Source organism: Acinetobacter marinus, assembly GCF_900096915.1.
GTDB classification, from domain to species: domain Bacteria; phylum Pseudomonadota; class Gammaproteobacteria; order Pseudomonadales; family Moraxellaceae; genus Acinetobacter; species Acinetobacter marinus.
The window spans coordinates 28,582-45,183 of record NZ_FMYK01000010.1; the positions used below are offsets into that span (position 1 = coordinate 28,582).

15 protein-coding genes and 1 riboswitch are annotated in these 16,602 nt (G+C 45.6%); of the genes, 12 read left to right on the forward strand and 3 right to left on the reverse strand.

Features of this window, described 5'->3' with window-relative positions:
- The first annotated feature begins 5 nt into the window (after positions 1–5).
- Positions 6–362 (forward strand): DNA transfer protein p32, encoded by a 357-nt coding sequence (locus BLQ60_RS12685; protein ID WP_092621356.1) that lies wholly within the window; start codon positions 6–8, stop codon positions 360–362.
- A 303-nt stretch (positions 363–665) separates the two neighbouring features.
- On the forward strand, positions 666–2,381 hold the full coding sequence (locus BLQ60_RS12690) for a VWA domain-containing protein (RefSeq protein ID WP_171259111.1): 1,716 nt from the start codon (positions 666–668) through the stop codon (positions 2,379–2,381).
- Between the two features lie 152 nt (positions 2,382–2,533).
- Here BLQ60_RS12690 and bioB read toward each other — a convergent pair whose 3' ends face one another.
- The gene (gene bioB / locus BLQ60_RS12695) at positions 2,534–3,541 is read right to left on the reverse strand and encodes a biotin synthase BioB (RefSeq protein ID WP_092621359.1); all 1,008 of its coding nucleotides are present in this window, start codon (positions 3,539–3,541) and stop codon (positions 2,534–2,536) included.
- Between the two features lie 280 nt (positions 3,542–3,821).
- A riboswitch (guanidine-I (ykkC/yxkD leader) is annotated at positions 3,822–3,931 on the forward strand.
- A gap of 66 nt (positions 3,932–3,997) precedes the next feature.
- Between bioB and BLQ60_RS12700 the strand changes: the two genes are divergently transcribed.
- From BLQ60_RS12700 to BLQ60_RS12715, 4 genes are all read left to right on the forward strand, one after another.
- Entirely contained in the window at positions 3,998–4,798 is an 801-nt protein-coding gene (locus tag BLQ60_RS12700) for an urea amidolyase associated protein UAAP1 (protein ID WP_092621238.1), read from the forward strand.
- A gap of 54 nt (positions 4,799–4,852) precedes the next feature.
- Positions 4,853–5,506 (forward strand): urea amidolyase associated protein UAAP2, encoded by a 654-nt coding sequence (locus BLQ60_RS12705; RefSeq protein ID WP_092621241.1) that lies wholly within the window; start codon positions 4,853–4,855, stop codon positions 5,504–5,506.
- Between the two features lie 17 nt (positions 5,507–5,523).
- Positions 5,524–9,144 (forward strand): urea carboxylase, encoded by a 3,621-nt coding sequence (gene uca, locus BLQ60_RS12710; protein ID WP_092621244.1) that lies wholly within the window; start codon positions 5,524–5,526, stop codon positions 9,142–9,144.
- Positions 9,145–9,330: 186 nt separating this feature from the next.
- Positions 9,331–9,666, forward strand: a complete 336-nt coding sequence (locus BLQ60_RS12715; protein ID WP_092621362.1) for a hypothetical protein — start codon at positions 9,331–9,333, stop codon at positions 9,664–9,666.
- A 47-nt stretch (positions 9,667–9,713) separates the two neighbouring features.
- On the opposite strand, the gene BLQ60_RS12720 is transcribed toward BLQ60_RS12715, so the two are convergent.
- The gene (locus BLQ60_RS12720) at positions 9,714–10,451 is read right to left on the reverse strand and encodes a hypothetical protein (RefSeq protein WP_143005223.1); all 738 of its coding nucleotides are present in this window, start codon (positions 10,449–10,451) and stop codon (positions 9,714–9,716) included.
- 200 nt (positions 10,452–10,651) lie between these two features.
- Between BLQ60_RS12720 and BLQ60_RS12725 the strand changes: the two genes are divergently transcribed.
- The 6 genes from BLQ60_RS12725 to BLQ60_RS12750 all read left to right on the forward strand — a co-directional run bounded on the left by BLQ60_RS12725 (position 10,652) and on the right by BLQ60_RS12750 (position 16,130).
- On the forward strand, positions 10,652–11,863 hold the full coding sequence (locus BLQ60_RS12725; protein ID WP_213030479.1) for an MFS transporter: 1,212 nt from the start codon (positions 10,652–10,654) through the stop codon (positions 11,861–11,863).
- Positions 11,853–12,095 (forward strand): hypothetical protein, encoded by a 243-nt coding sequence (locus BLQ60_RS12730; protein WP_092621250.1) that lies wholly within the window; start codon positions 11,853–11,855, stop codon positions 12,093–12,095. Before BLQ60_RS12725 ends, BLQ60_RS12730 begins: the two co-directional genes overlap by 11 nt.
- Positions 12,096–12,468: 373 nt before the next feature.
- Positions 12,469–12,600 carry a hypothetical protein gene (locus BLQ60_RS14210; RefSeq protein WP_280137882.1) on the forward strand — a complete coding sequence of 44 codons (132 nt, stop codon included), beginning with the start codon at positions 12,469–12,471 and terminating at the stop codon, positions 12,598–12,600.
- Positions 12,601–12,680: 80 nt separating this feature from the next.
- Positions 12,681–13,166, forward strand: coding sequence for a nickel-responsive transcriptional regulator NikR (nikR, locus tag BLQ60_RS12740; RefSeq protein ID WP_092621256.1), 486 nt, complete (start codon positions 12,681–12,683; stop codon positions 13,164–13,166).
- An 83-nt stretch (positions 13,167–13,249) separates the two neighbouring features.
- Complete coding sequence (gene atzF, locus BLQ60_RS12745) at positions 13,250–15,049, forward strand: allophanate hydrolase (RefSeq protein ID WP_092621259.1); 1,800 nt, start codon at positions 13,250–13,252, stop codon at positions 15,047–15,049.
- A gap of 52 nt (positions 15,050–15,101) precedes the next feature.
- Positions 15,102–16,130, forward strand: a complete 1,029-nt coding sequence (locus BLQ60_RS12750; RefSeq protein WP_092621262.1) for an ABC transporter substrate-binding protein — start codon at positions 15,102–15,104, stop codon at positions 16,128–16,130.
- Between the two features lie 132 nt (positions 16,131–16,262).
- Here the strand turns inward: BLQ60_RS12750 and BLQ60_RS12755 are convergent, their stop codons facing one another.
- Entirely contained in the window at positions 16,263–16,595 is a 333-nt protein-coding gene (locus BLQ60_RS12755) for an SMR family transporter (RefSeq protein ID WP_092621265.1), read from the reverse strand.
- Between the last annotated feature and the right edge of the window lie 7 nt (positions 16,596–16,602).

The following is a 16,602-nucleotide window of genomic DNA, read 5'->3' on the forward strand; positions in this document are numbered from 1 at the left end:
TGTTGATGCAAAATCGTAAAGCGACAGCAGCTTTGGCAAGTGTGGCGATGAGTGCTGCATTATTGGTGGGCTGTGCTAGCGCAACACCATCACAAAACCGTATCGGTGCAGCCGCAGTTGGCGGTGCAGTTGGTGGTGCGGTTGGTCAAAAAGCAGGTGGACGTACGGGTGCTGGCGTTGGTGCGGCAGCAGGTGCGGGTCTTGGTTCAAATAGCCAAGGTAGCTCAACCAAAGGCACAACAGGTAGTGCGGTTGGGGGTGCAGTCGGCGCAATCATCGGTGAAAAAGTCATCGGTGGTAGTACAGGTGCAGCCATTGGTGGTGCACTTGGTGGCGGTGCAGGTGCTGCAGTGACTGAGTGATATACAAAATATCATGTCCATATTGCGCCTTCGGGCGCAATTTTTTTTTGCGCAAGAAACCTATGTGATGCATTCTTTTGAAGGATGCTTTTGAATGAGACATCAATATGTATGATTGTGGTTAAAGGGTATTTTGCGGGTTGAAAACTATGCTTTAATTTAGATCAATTGAATATGTAAAAAAATGAACAACATGGGCAATAAGGAATGGCGATGAAGCAGAAAACCACAAATCACAAAACTACAGTTCACAACATCACGGATCAAGACGCAGTGACATTATCAATAATGAAACGACTAGCAATGAAACAACTAGCAATGAAACGACTAGAGCCAAGCGCTCCTGTGATGGGTTCGCTATTCCTGCTCGTCGGTGTATCTGCATTAAGCGCCTGTAGCTCTTCACCACGTCAGGCATCAGATACTCAGATTGCGACGGAATCCGCAGTGGTTGAAGTTGAAGCGGCGCCGATGGTCGAAGCAGCAGCGGTATCTCAAAATCAAATGCTTTATAGGCAGTCTGCTGGGGCAAAGCATACTGGGATGAATCGCATTGCCATCCATCCATCTGTGCCACCTTATCCTGCGCCCGATCCAAAGCAAAACACTCAGAACTATGAAAATCATATCGAAAATCCGATCAAGCGGGTCAGTGAACAGCCTGTTTCGACCTTTTCCATCGATGTGGACACAGGTTCATATACCAATGCACGACAAATGATCTGGCAGGGGCAGAAGATGCCGAGTGAGGCGATTCGTGCTGAGGAATTTATCAACTATTTTGAATATGACTATCCACAAACCCAGCGTAAACTGCCTTTTACCACCAATACCTTGTTGACCACAGCGCCTTGGGATTCATCACATCAACTGTTAAGAGTGGCACTGAAAGCACAAGACATCCATGCCAAAGATTTACCTGCGACCAATTTGGTCTATTTGATTGATGTCTCAGGATCGATGGGCAGTGAAGATAAACTGGATTTGGTGAAAACAGCTCTCCTCGAAATGACCGATCATCTGCGTGCGCAAGATAAAATCAGCATTGTGACCTATAGTGGCAAAGAGGAATTGGTGCTTTCAGGGGTATCGGGTGCACAGAAAAGTAAAATCAAATCTGCGATAAATGGCTTGAGTGCAGAAGGTTCGACCAATGGTGAAGATGCCATCAATATGGCATATCGCCAAGCCCAAACGCACCTGATCAAAAATGGCATTAACCGTATTCTATTGCTCACCGATGGTGACTTCAATGTCGGCACGACAGATACCAAGTCATTGACGCAAATGATTCGCCAATATCAGTCCAAAGGCATTGGTTTCTCGACGCTCGGTGTCGGGAATCAATATTATAATGATGGCTTGATGGAACAATTGGCAGACGCAGGACACGGAAAATATTCGTATCTGGACTCGATCGGTGAAGCCCGAAAAGTCTTGATTCATGAGATGAGTTCGACTTTGGCAAATGTGGCACAAGATGTCAAAGTGCAGGTTGAGTTTAATCCTGCCTATGTGCAAGAGTATCGCTTGATTGGCTATGATAATCGTCAGTTGGCACGAGAAGACTTTAATAATGACAAGGTCGATGCGGGTGATATTGGTGCGGGACATACCGTCACGGCACTGTATGAAATTATCCCTGTTGGTGCAAAATCGACGCTCGACCCACTCCGTTATCAAAACAATAGTGGCAGTGCTGTAAAAGGCACACGTAATGGGGAAATTGCCTATCTGAAATTACGCTATAAGCCGATGCAACAAACGACGTCACAATTGATCGAAGCACCGATCCGTGAAAAGAGTCTAGTTGCATGGAAAAATGCGGGTGCAGATATGTATTTTGCCACTGCAGCAGCGCAGTTTGCCAGCAAGTTGCAACAACGCAAGGACATTCCTGTGCAAAGCTGGCAACAGATCATCCAAATGGCGCAAGCGGGCGCAACAGATGATCGTTTTGGACAGAAGCAAGAAATGATTGCACTGATGAAAAAAGCACAACTGCAATATCCTGATTAACACGCAAACTCGCATTCAGCTTGTCGAAGTGGCGTACTCGACAACATACGGCAAAAGCCCTGCAAAAGATCTTGCGGGGCTTTTTATTGGCTTTTCCAGATTAGCTTTTTTCAGATTGGCTTTTTCAAATAGGATTTGGGATCGATCGTATTTTACGCCATTGCATCGACGGCAGTTTCACGGACACTCACTTGTGGTTTTTCTGCAACTAAGCCCAGTTTGGCAAAGAGTTGTTGATCTCGTCCTTGTCCTGCATTCGGTGTGGTCAGCAGTTTTTCACCCGAGAAGATCGAATTTGCCCCAGCCATAAATGTCAATGCCTGATCACTATCACTCAACGATTCACGACCCGCAGACAGGCGAATATAACTTTTCGGCATGAGAATCCGTGCAGTCGCAATGGTGCGAATCCAGTCAATCACATCTAACTTCTCGACATCAGCAAGCGGTGTCCCTGCGATAGGCACCAACATATTGATCGGTACAGATTCAGGATGAATTGGCAACGTAGACAATTCATGCAGTAAACCGATGCGATCTTGTTCAGATTCACCGAGTCCAACAATCCCACCACTACAGACTTTTAAGCCTGCATCACGGACATGATCCAACGTATTTAAGCGATCATCAAATGTACGGGTGCTGATGATATTGGTATAATATTCACGTGAGGTATCGAGATTGTGATTGTAATAATCCAGTCCTGCATCTTTTAAACGGGTGGCTTGGGAAGCGTTGAGCATCCCCAAAGTCATACAAGTTTCTAGCCCGAGTGCTTTGACTTCTTTGACCATTTCCAAAACATAGGGCATATCTCGCTCATGCGGATTGCGCCACGCTGCACCCATACAAAAACGTGAAGACCCCGAGGCTTTGGCGGCTTGCGCTTCACGGATCACTTTATCAACGGCGATGCGTTTTTCCGCTTCGAGGTCGGCATCATAATGTGCAGACTGCGAGCAATATTTGCAATCTTCAGGGCATTTTCCTGTTTTGATTGAGAGTAAAGTGCTGACTTGAATGGTGTTTTTTTCAAAATGCTGGCGATGAATGCTTTGCGCCTGAAACAATAAATCCATCAACGGCAGTTGATAGAGGCTGTGAATTTCTGCTCGAGTCCAGTCGTTGCGTGGGACTCGGCAATGTTCCAAGTGTTGCATCTGTGCTGTGTTCATAATATATGCCATTAGATAATTAATAACTCGTTCAAAAAATCGTTCAAAAATAATTTTCAGTGCCTTACTTAGATTTTTCTTATTTCAAAAAGCATACCAATTTCATCGGCATAAAATTGTGCTGATTCTGTTTAAAAATGAATCAATTTGCTTGATCAGAGTGCACCTTTTGTCACGCAGCTGGGATCTTGCACCAAAATAGTATTACTTTTTATAAAAATAGTATTACTAAATTGGCACAGGTTTTGCTCTTTATTTTGCATATATCAAAGTGATCTAGGGTTCCGATGGCGTGATGAGATGATCTGCGTACATGACTGGACCGAGAGATGACGGTTCGCACGAACTACACGGCGGGATAAAAGCCCGGGAGATCAGCGGTCTTTGCACTTGGGTGCGCTCAGACTGTCAGGAAAAATCGAAAATCTCTAAGGAGTCATTATGAGTCTGCAAAACCATGCTCAAAATCATGCTCAAAGCAACGTCCAAAACAATGCACTTGGGCAAAACAGCTATCACAATGGGCAAGCGCTGTGGGAAGAATTGTTGCCGAGTGGTCATCATTGGTCGGGTCGAGTGCAACGTGGCACGGTATTGCAATTTGAATCGTTAGGCAAACATGCCAATGTCTCGCTATTTTGTGTCAATGCAGCGGATAAACTCGAACGCTTCAACATGCCAGACAGTTTGAAGGGGCAACACACTGCATATTTATCTACAGGTCATGTGCTGTATTCCGATCTCGGGCGGGTGATGGCATCGATTGTACGAGATGATCATGGTTGGAATGATGCGATGTGTGGACCAAGTACCCCAGCGCAGATTGCCAAGCAGTTTGGTACACAGCGCTTTCAAGATGCACGCAATGCCATGTATCGCAATGGTGTAGAAAGTCTGTTAATCGAGATGACCAAGTTTTCACTCAGTGCCAGTGATCTGACTGCAACGGTCAATCTCTTTTCCAAAGTCAGTCCAAATGATGCGGGTGAGCTCAGTTATATCGACAGTGATAACACAGGTAATGTGCTCGAACTGCGCTTTGAAATGGATTGTTTAGTGTTTTTATCCAATGCGCCACACGGCTTAGATCGTAGCGAAACCTATGCACCTGCGGATATTCAGATGAAACTTTTCAAAGCCAATGCGTTGGCTGAGCAGGACGTCTGTCGAGATTCATGCCAGCAAAACCAGAATGGTTTTGCCAATAACGCACGCTACTACGCCCTGCAAGGTGCGTACTAAAGTGTTGCATCAGCACTGAGAAAAAAGATCAATATCGGCATTTGGAGCATTATGATGAGCAATTTAGCACTACAACAGTTTGAAAACAGTACCTTAAGTGAAGTCTGTCTTGCGGGCGACGCATGGATGTGCGAAGTCAAAAAAGGGCAATTATTTCGTATCGTCGACCTTGAAGGCAATCAAGCCGTAGACACCTTATTCTTCTCGGCAAACAATCCCGAAGAGCGTTATAGCGCCACCGATACTATTGCGCAAAATCAACGGATTTATCTTGAGAAAGGCACCACTTTGTACTCTAACTTTGCCCAGCCGATCGCCACCATTGTCGATGATAACTGTGGGCGTCACGATACCTTGGGCGGTGCGTGTTCTTGTGAAAGCAACACCGTGCGTTACTCGCATGATAAATATCCGATGCATAGCTGTCGCAACAACTATATGTATGCTTTGGCAACCCATCCAATCGCCAAAAAACATGCGCTGAGTGTCAAGCACATTGGTCCAAATATTAACTTTTTTATGAATGTGCCCGTGACCAGTGACGGGCACCTCAAGTTTGATGATGGCATCTCGGCACCAGGAAAATATGTCGAAGTGCGTGCCGAGCAGGATTTAATTGTGCTGATTTCCAACTGTCCACAGCTGAATAATCCATGTAATGCCTACAACCCAACCCGTATCCAATTGATCGTTCGTGATCAGGCTTAAGCACCCAAGGAGCTGATATGTTTAATAAAGTACTGATTGCGAATCGTGGGGCGATTGCCTGTCGTATTATCCGCACCTTAAAAAAACTCAACATCCAATCGGTGGCGGTGTACTCCGAAGCAGATCGTGATTCCTTGCATGTCAGTATGGCGGATGAAGCCTATTGCATCGGTGAAGCGCCTGCCAACAAAAGCTATTTGAATGTCGACAAAATCCTCGAAATCGCCAAAAGCACAGGGGCACAAGGCATTCACCCTGGTTATGGCTTCTTGTCTGAAAATGCAGAATTTAGTGATTTGTGTGATCAAAACGGCATCGCCTTTATCGGACCGACCGCCGATCAAATGCTGGCATTTGGACTCAAACACACGGCTCGGGAGTTGGCGATTCAAAGTCAAGTACCATTGCTCCCAGGTAGTGGCTTGTTGGCGGATGAAGCCGAAGCACTCAGCGAAGCAACACGCATTGGCTATCCTGTGATGCTGAAAAGTACCGCAGGCGGTGGCGGGATCGGCATGCGTTTGGTATGGAATGAATCAGAACTCAAAGAAGCCTACGCCACCGTATCTTATCTTGCGCAAGCCAACTTTAAAGATGCAGGCATTTATCTGGAGAAATTTGTCGAAAATGCCCGTCATATCGAAGTACAAATCTTCGGTGATGGACAAGGGCATGTGTTGGCATTGGGTGAACGGGATTGTTCAGTGCAACGTCGTAACCAAAAAGTGATCGAAGAAACCCCAGCACCACATCTATCCGATGCACAGCGAGATTACATCCAAAAAGTTGCGATTCAACTGATGCAGTCGGTGAAATATCGCTCAGCGGGTACGGTCGAATTCGTGATGGACACCGATACGCAAGAATTTTATTTCCTTGAGGTGAATACCCGTTTGCAGGTCGAACATGGTGTGACTGAGCAAGTCTTTGGGGTGGATTTGGTTGAGTGGATGGTGACTTTGGCAAGTGGCGATTTGCAGCTGCCTGCGAGCTTGCCTGCGCCACGAGGACATTCGATCCAAGTGCGCTTGTATGCCGAAGACCCTGTGAAAAATTTCCAGCCGAGTGCGGGCTTGCTGACAGATGTGCAGTTTGACCCACGTGCTCGTGTGGAAACTTGGGTAGAAACGGGCTCAAATGTGTCGTCATATTATGACCCGATGATTGCCAAGATCATTGTCACGGCAGATGATCGTGAAGATGCGATTCAGGCGATGAGCGATGTCTTGGCACAGACCAAAATCGCAGGCATTGAAACCAACTTGGAATATCTACAAAACATCGTTGCAGGTGAAGTATTCCAAGCAGGCACACAGACCACTCGTTTCCTCAACAGCTTCACATGGCAAGTGCAAAAAATCGAAGTCTTGCAGGCAGGGATTCAGACAGCGGTGCAAGATGTCACAGGACGATTGGGCTACTGGGATGTCGGTGTGCCGCCGTCAGGCGCGATGGATGCCTTGAGTCTGAATGTTGCTAACCAATTACTCGGTAATGCCTACAACACCGCTGGGCTCGAATGCACCTTGCAAGGGCCAACCTTAAAGTTTCATTGTGATAGTCAGATCGTCATCACAGGCGGTGAGATGAGTGCCACCCTAGACGGTGAAGCAGTAGCCATGTATGCCACGGTCGCCGTGAAAAAAGGACAAGTGCTGAAATGTGGCAAAATCAGCACGGGTTGCCGTAGTTATATCGGTATCAAAGACGGTTTGAATTTACCTGAGTATTTAGGCAGTCAGGCGACGTTTACACTCGGTCAGTTTGGCGGGCATGCAGGGCGTAACCTATTGATTGGTGATATGTTGCCGATTTTTGCCAATCCAGTCGAACAACAAAGCCAACACGCACTCAGTGAAAACGACAAGCCAAATTTCCAAAAAACATGGCAAATCGCTGTGATGTATGGCCCTCACGGTGAGCCTGATTTCTTTACGCCAAGTGATATTGACACCTTCTTTGCGCATGAGTTTGAGATTCACTATAACTCGAGCCGTACAGGGATTCGCCTGATTGGACCGAAGCCAGATTGGGCACGTACCGATGGCGGTGAAGCGGGTCTACATCCATCGAATATTCATGACAATGCCTATGCGATTGGTGCGATCGACTTTACAGGTGATATGCCGATTATCCTTGGTCCAGATGGCCCGAGTTTGGGTGGTTTTGTTTGTCCTGCGGTGGTGATTCATTCGGAGCTGTGGAAGCTCGGACAGCTCAAAGCAGGGGATAAGGTACAATTTATCCCTGTCAGTTATGCACAAGCGCAACAGTTAAATTTGAAATATAAAGCCGAGATACAGCAAGACAGCGTGGCAATGGGGAATTATTCCGCCACTTTCCAAGCTGAAACAGAGACTTTGCAAGATGCGGTATTGGCTCGTCAAAGTGGTGTAAATGGTGCGCCTGACGTGGTCTACCGTCCTGCAGGCAATCATTATCTGTTGGTTGAATATGGCGATTTGGTCTTAGATCTTAATTTGCGCTTCCGTATTCATGCGTTGATGCAATGGGTCAAAGATCACACCCAAAATAATCAAATTGACGGCATTATCGATCTCACACCTGGGATTCGCTCGCTACAAATCCATTTCGATGCGACCGTGCTTGATCAGCCAACTTTACTTCAGATGTTGCAACAGGCAGAAAGCGAATTGCCTGATATTGAAAATATGCAAGTCCCATCTCGTACCGTGTATTTGCCATTGGCTTGGGAAGATTCACAAACCCAACTTGCCACCGAAAAATACACGCAACTGGTGCGTGAGGATGCGCCGTGGTGTCCTGACAATGTCGAATTCATCCGCCGTATCAATGGCTTGGCGTCTAAACAAGCAGTCAAAGATGTGGTCTATAACACCAACTATTTGGTGATGGGTTTGGGTGATGTCTATCTTGGTGCGCCAGTGGCAACGCCACTTGATCCACGCCATCGTCTGGTCACCACCAAATACAATCCTGCACGGACATGGACACCTGAAAATGCAGTCGGTATCGGCGGTGCGTATATGTGTGTCTACGGCATGGAAGGACCGGGGGGCTATCAATTCGTTGGGCGTACCACGCAAATGTGGAGTCGCTATCGTCGTAATGACAACTTCGAGGTGGATAAGCCGTGGTTACTACGCTTCTTTGACCAAATTAAATTTTATGAAGTCAGCGAAGCCGAATTGCTCGACATGCGAGAAGATTTCAAAGCGGGGCGTTTGCAAATTCGCATTGAAGAAGGCGTGCTCAATCTCAAGGAATACAATGCCTTCTTAAATGAAAATGCCGAGAGTATCCAAGCCTTCAAACAGGTGCAACAAGCCAACTTTGAAGCTGAACGTCAGCGCTGGCATGAGGCAGGACTTGCTGAATATATCTCAGATAGTGCCGATGATGTCAGTGATGATAGTGAAATCGACATTCCTGAACATGGTATGGCGGTGGAATCGCACATGCCTGGCTCGATTTGGAAAGTTGAATGTGCTGTTGGCGATGTGGTCGAAGAAGGGCAGACTCTGGCGGTGATCGAAGCGATGAAAATCGAAATCCCGATCGTTGCGCCAGAGCGTATGAAAGTGCATCAAGTCTTGGCAGATAAGGGCAATGCGGTGAAGACAGGGCAGGTGTTGTTTGTCCTTGATGCCATCTAGCGAACGCTGTCACGAGAAGCTGTAAATACCATCCTTAAAAAACCTTGTTCATTCGTGAGCAAGGTTTTTTGCGTTTTAATGTATTAGGGGCAATGTGGATTCGATATGTTGGTTTAAAATTGCGAGGCGTCAGAAATTTTTAGACTTGCTTGTATATTTCCGATGACCATCATTAAAGAGAACATAATGCCAAAATTTGTTATTCCATCATGTGATGAATTAGCTTCCGAATTCGGTTGTGATTGTAGTATCGATGAAAATTATGTACAAAAATTACGATTCTTAGATGAGGAGGATAATGAATTAATAGTATACATCGGTCATGTAGAGGATAGTGTTAGAATAGTCCTAAATAACATGTCTAACGTGATCACTGATATTTATTTGGAAAATTTAGAAAACTTTCATTTAGATGGACGTAAGCAAGTCATGAAAATAATATTTAATTCCCCTTATCAGGTCATTATAGAAATAACATTGTGGAGTAAATTCAAAATAAAAATAACAGGTATGTCAAATTAAATTTTCTCTACTTTTAGTTATTCAGAGCCATCATCTGAAATGGCATATCACACTTCAGAGCTATCATCAGGGCACCATTCGGTACTTAAATTTTGTAAGCTCAGCTCTAACCAACGACTTTCCCCTCGAGAGCCACTACTGGTACGATCAATCAAATAGGTCGGTTGCTTGTTTGATGCTTCCAATAACGATACATTGACCTCCTCACCAGCATAGCGTTGATCACAAATGGTCGTGATCTTGATGCCTTGTTTTTTCAGTGATGGGATCGGATCATCAAAGCCGACCATGACATCGGTATTCGGACGTAAATTGATTAAGGTGACCCCAAATCTTGCATCAGCACCTTCAAAACGAATAAGCCAAGGCAACTCATATTTACGGTCTTTGAGTTCTGAAACACGTGCACCCAGCTGATGCACACGTGCCAATCCTTCACGAGAGGACACTGTGCTCGAGGTATAGGCATTTTCCTCTTGTTTATAACTATCTGTGAGCCATAGAATTTTTGCATCATTGGCTAAATGCTCCCATTGCCAGACTTGGAGCGGTTGATTTTGTTGCGCATCGGGCATTAAGTTTTTCACCAATTCACCTAGCTCATAGGGCTGAAAATCTTTTAATTCAGGCGCAACTTCTAATTGTTCAGTAAATTGTATGGCGTCTTCTTTTTTAGCTTGTGCTGGTTCGACTTTGGCTTGTGGTTTTTCGACATTCACGGGCTCTTTTTGTTCACTACATCCCATGAGCGCCACTGCGAAACATAATCCGAATATTTTTTTCATCTTTTATTGTCCATTGCACACTGCATATCCGCATTGTAAATGAAATTCCTGTTGAACTCTATGTTTTGCCTTGGTCTAAAGTCTGGGTGCTTTTGAAAGAGAATGGCTAGAGAAACAGATTGAGAACACTTTATAATGCCTCGACATTTCATATGGGATGAATGTATTTCCGCTTTGTACCTTAGCCGTTGAGTCCGCCGATGAGTATTGCACAAGATCACCGCAAAACCTTGTTATATATGATTATTGCCAGTGCCTTGATTCTCGGGCTGTCGTTAGGCGTGCGTCATGGTTTTGCCTTATATCTGACACCGATGAGTGCGGAGTTTCATTGGGGACATCAAGTATTTAGCCTTGCGATCGCCATGCAAAATCTGATTTGGGGTTTTGTACAGCCGTTTACTGGTGCATTGGCGGATCGGTTTGGTACACGGATTGTGGTGGCGGTGGGTGGTGTGCTGTATACACTCGGGCTGATTTTGGTGGCATTTAGCTCAAGTAGTTGGCTGCTCAATCTCAGTCTGGGCATTATTCTTGGCTTAGCATTATCTGCAACCTCGTTTTCGGTATTGCTTTCGGCGGTAGGGCGAGCGGTGGCGCCAGAGAAGCGTAGTATGGCAATGGGGATTGCTAGTGCGGCGGGCTCGTTCGGGCAGTTTATTATGTTGCCGACCACATTGTTGTTGATACAACATTATGGCTGGTCGGCGGCGTTATTGATCTCTGCGGTATTGATCGCCTTGATCGTGCCACTCTCATTATGGATTCGTGAAAATGGTCAAGCCAAACCGATCACGGCATCGTCTCCACCTTTACAATTTTCCAGTGTGCTGAAGATCGCCGCCAAACATGCATCATTTTGGTGGTTGGCAGCAGGCTTTTTTGTCTGTGGTTTTCAGGTGGTCTTTCTGGGTGTGCATCTGCCGAGTTATTTGATTGATCATGGTTTTGATGCGACCACGGGCACGGTATTTCTCGCCTTGGTTGGGCTGTTTAATATCGTCGGCACGTATGGTGCAGGTTGGCTGGGTGATCGTTATTCCAAGACCCGATTGCTGATGCTGATCTATGGCTTGCGTGGCATCGCCTTTGTTGCATTTTTACTGTTGCCACTGACGGTCTATAGTGTTTATGCTTTTGGGGTGGTGATGGGTATTTTGTGGCTATCTACCGTACCGTTAACCAATGGCTTGGTGGCGCAAATGTTTGGTGTGCGTTACTTGTCGATGCTGAGCGGTATCGTCTTTCTCACCCATCAGGTGGGCTCGTTCCTCGGTGGTTGGCTCGGTGGGCTGAACCATGATGTGACAGGCAACTACAATACCATTTGGATGTTTTCGATAGCACTGAGTGTGTTTGGGGTATTGGTGCATCTGATGGTCAAAGAGCAGGCGGTGATCCATGACAATTAAAATCAGTCTAGCCGAATCAAATCAAGCACAGTCAAATCAAGCACAGTCAAATCAAACAGAACTCAACAACACGGTGACGGCATTCACCCCGCAAAACACTGCACTACTTCGACGTCCACAGTTTTGGTGGATCATATCTATTGCCGTGTTGCTATTGGGACTTTCAATTGGCTTATGGTCTCAAACGCCTGATTTATTTGAGCATATCAGTGCAGTGTTTTGCCCACATTAATTGGGGTCTGTTGATATTTCACAGATGCTTTACTTTTGCACTATTTCAAGTCGTCTGCGCAGGGTTTTGCGCTAGATTGATGCATTTTTCAACAAAATCATTCATATAAAACGCTTAACAGCACAATGCCTAGAAAAGGGCAGAGTTGCCATTGATCACTTAGAAAAAAATAAAGCGAAAGCAAAGAAAAAACTAAAGAAAAACAGCGACAAAACTCAATAAAAATTAAAGCAAAACAATGATAAACATCGCACCAACTCACGCTTATCCAGCCATTGCATTGTCAATTGCGCAATATGGCATAGATTCTGCATTAATCAATACAAGTATTACGAAATTTCATAAAAGTAATATTTTAATGTGGAGTATGAATATGTCACAGATTCAACAACGATTTCAACAGATGAGCCGTCAACTCTTGGCGTGTATGGCACAGCTTTTGACTGCTCGAGCCAATTTTTATCGTAGCCATTATTATGGTGCCAATGACCAAGCACAGAAATAGCAAGTACAGAAATAGTAGGTGCAGAAATAGCCAGTTTAGAAACAATAAGTACAGACATCATAAGTGCAGGGCGTCGGCGTATGGCAAAGCAGAAATTAACACGGATTAGCATCACGGTGCCCGAAGAAACCCTGAGTTTGCTCGATCAGTTGGTGGAACAACAAGGCTTCGACAGCCGTTCTAAAGCCTTGGTCGATATGATCAATTACCGTCTGATCGCTGAGCAAGCCACGGCGAATGCCGTGATGGTCGGCACCATGACCCTGCTTTATGACCGTAATTTTGCCAATATTCGGGCGCAGTTGGCAGAGTTGCAACATCAGCATTTGGAGCAAGTGATTAGCTCACTGACGGTACAGCTGGATCAAGACAAAATCCTAGAGGTGATGCTGTTGCAAGGCATGAGTAATGAATTGCAATGCATTAGCCAACAATTTGTCGCAGTCAAAGGTGTGATCAAAGGACATTTGGAGTTGATGGATGCGGTGATGCCACCGCTACAACAAAATGAGCAGGAACAAAATGAGCAGGAACAGAATGCGCAAGAACAGAATGCGCTGAAATAAAGTGCATCGTAACAGCATGATGCATTTGACGACACACGATTTATTTTTATACAGATTGGCAAATACAGACGAAGGGTAATCACGTGCAAGACTTGTGGACACTGACAGATTGGCAACAGGCGTATCAACAGCAACGCATTCAATTAAGCGATTTATTGGCTTATGTGGATTCGTTGAATAATGATGATCATGCGTGGATTGAACGTGCGGATCACGCACAACTGCAACAGCAAATCGATCAATTGCAAGCGCACTGTACTAATCTACACACTGAGCTGCAAATGGCTGAGCTGTATGCAAAATTTCCATTGTTTGGCATTCCATTTGCGGTCAAAGACAATATTGATGTGGCTGGATTTCATACCACCGCAGCCTGTGAAGCCGCCAAGTATTTGGCAAGTGACGATGCAACGGTGGTACAAAAGCTCAAGCAGGCAGGTGCAATCGTGATTGGTAAAACCAACCTTGATCAATTTGCTACAGGTCTAGTCGGTGTACGCTCGCCTTATGGCGCAGTCAAAAATAGTTTTAATGCAGACTATATTAGTGGTGGCTCAAGCTCAGGTTCTTCCGTTGTGGTCGCAAAATGCATGGTGCCATTTGCGCTTGGTACGGATACTGCGGGCTCGGGACGTGTGCCTGCGGGACACAACAATATTGTGGGACTCAAGCCGACTAAAGGCTGGTTCTCCAGCACGGGTTTGGTGCCAGCGTGTCGCCTTTTGGATGTGATCTCGATCTTTGCTCTGACTGTCGATGATGCGTGGCAAGTGGCAGGTATCATGCAGGGCAAAGATGCCTCAGATGACTATTCACGAACACATCCAGAAAATGTCCCTGTCGGTTTTAGCAAAGGCAAAATTGCTGTGCCCCAGCAACTGGAGTTTTATGGGGATGAGCAAAGTGCACAGGCTTTTCAGTTGGCGATCGAAAAAGTCAAAACACTCGGCTATGAAGTCGAAGCCATTGATTTTACGATTTTTAATGACTTGGCATCTGCATTGTATAACGATGCATGGGTGGCAGAGCGAACGGTGGCAGTTGAGCGCATGGTGACACGTCAGGATTGTCATCCTGTGATTGCTTCGATCATCAGTCAAGCAGATGGCTTTAGCGCAACGGATGTGATGCAGGCTGAATATCGTCGGGCGCATTTACAAAATCTGATTCAACAAGCGCTTGCGCCGTTTGATGCGTTGATGGTGCCGACTGCACCGACGATTTATCGCATTGATGAGGTTGAAGCCGATCCATTGACCAAGAATAGTCATATGGGTGCCTATACCAATTTTGTCAATTTGGCGGATTTAAGCGCCTTAGCGCTGCCGAATGTGATGCGTGAAGATGGCTTGCCGAGTGGCATGACATTGATTAGTCAGGCTTGGCATGATCAGGCATTGGCACGATTTGGTCAGGCTTGGCAAGCGCTTTCAAATCTACCATTGGGGCGTTCAGCGCAGACTTATCAATCTACAGGGGCAATAGAATCAACGCATTCTGTACGTTTGGCGGTTGTAGGCGCACATCTGTCGGGCATGCCACTCAATTTTCAATTGACCACACGACAAGGCGTTTTACTGCAAAAAACGACGACCAGTGCAAATTATCAACTGTATGCCCTCAAAAATACCACACCGCCAAAACCAGGTTTGCAATATCACCCCGAAGGACGGTCGATCGAGGTCGAAGTTTGGGAGATTCCAAAGGCATTATTCGGTGCAATCGTAGCTGAAGTACCTGCACCACTTGGCATTGGCAATGTCCAACTTGCAGATGGCTCGTGGGTAAAAGGTTTTATTTGTGAAGGCTATGCGCTCGAAGATGCAATCAATATCAGTGAATTTGGCGGTTGGCGAAAATATATCGCCTCGCTAAACGGTTAAATTCACACGTTTAAATCAGCACGTTCTTATCAGTTATAAAAGGGGAAGTCCTATGATTCGTACCGCAACTTTATCGATGGGCGTGATGCTCAGTATGTTTTTAACGGCGTGTGACAACACCGCCAAAGTCCCAGAAGCTCAGCCAAAAGCCGAGCAAAGTGCTAGCACGTCAACTGATACGATTAGTATTGGTTATAGTGATTGGCCTGGCTTTGTTGCTTGGCAAGTTGCCATTGAGAAAGGCTGGCTCAAAGAAGCAGGCTTAAATGTGGATTTTAAATGGTTTGACTATTCATCCTCATTGAATGCATTTTCGGCAAATCAGCTTGATGCGGTGCTGGTCACCAATGGCGATAACTTGATTACCTCAACGGGTGGCACCAAAGGCATCATGATCATGGCAACCGACTATTCGGCAGGTAATGATGTGATCATCGCCAAAGATGGCATCAACAGTCTTGCTGATCTCAAAGGGAAGTCTGTTGCGACTGAAAAAGGCTTGGTAGATCATTTGTTGTTATCAACTGCATTAACTGATGCGAAAATTCCAAGTGCAGACATCAAATTGGTCAACTCAGTCACCAATGAATTGCCACAAGTCTTTGCCAGCCCAGATATTTCAGCGATTGCAGTGTGGCAACCCGTAGCCAACCAAGCGCTAAAAGCGGTGGCTGGTTCAAAAATTATTTATTCATCCAAAGACAAGCCGGGTCTGATCTATGACACGCTTTCCGTGAACATGACCCATCTGTCTGCGCACAAAGAAGAGTGGAAAAAAGTCATCCAAGTGTGGGATAAAACCGTTAAATTTATCAATGATCCAGCCACACATGAGGAAGCTGTGCAAATCATGGCGAAGCGAGTTGGTGTCGATCCAGCACAATATGAACAATTTGTCGGTGGGACGCATCTGCTTGATTTGGCTGCCAATAAAACCGTGTTTACCAAAGGTACAGGTTTTGACTCAATCTATGGTTCAACTTATCACGTCAATAAGTTCAACGTGGAAAATGGCATTTACACCGCCGAAGTGGATGCCGATGGCTTGATCAATCCGGCGTTGATCGAAAGTTTAAAATAAACGATTAAGCTGCAAAAAATCCGCACCATCTAATGCGTGCGGATTTTTTTATGGGACGAAATAAGTAGATCAAATGAGTTTACGAGGTCATGTTGGATCAAAATGAATGAGCCAAACGCATCAGCGCAACAGTTAAATATGGGTACTTTTAGAAAATAGATTAATCACAATAATTCCTGAAATCATCAACCCCAAGCCCATGATCGCAGCCAGATCTAAAGACTGCTTAAACACCGTCCAGCCCACCAATGAGATCAGGATAATGCCCGCCCCAGACCAGATCGCATAAGCAATGCCGACAGGGAAATATTTTAAAGTCATCGATAAGAAAAATAGCGCCACCACATAGCCAAGCACTGTGATCAATGATGGCACTAATACGGTAAAGCCATTGGAGGCTTTTAACGCTGAAGTGGCGATGACTTCAGCGATGATCGCTACAGCAAGATAAAGATAGGGCAACATGCGTCCT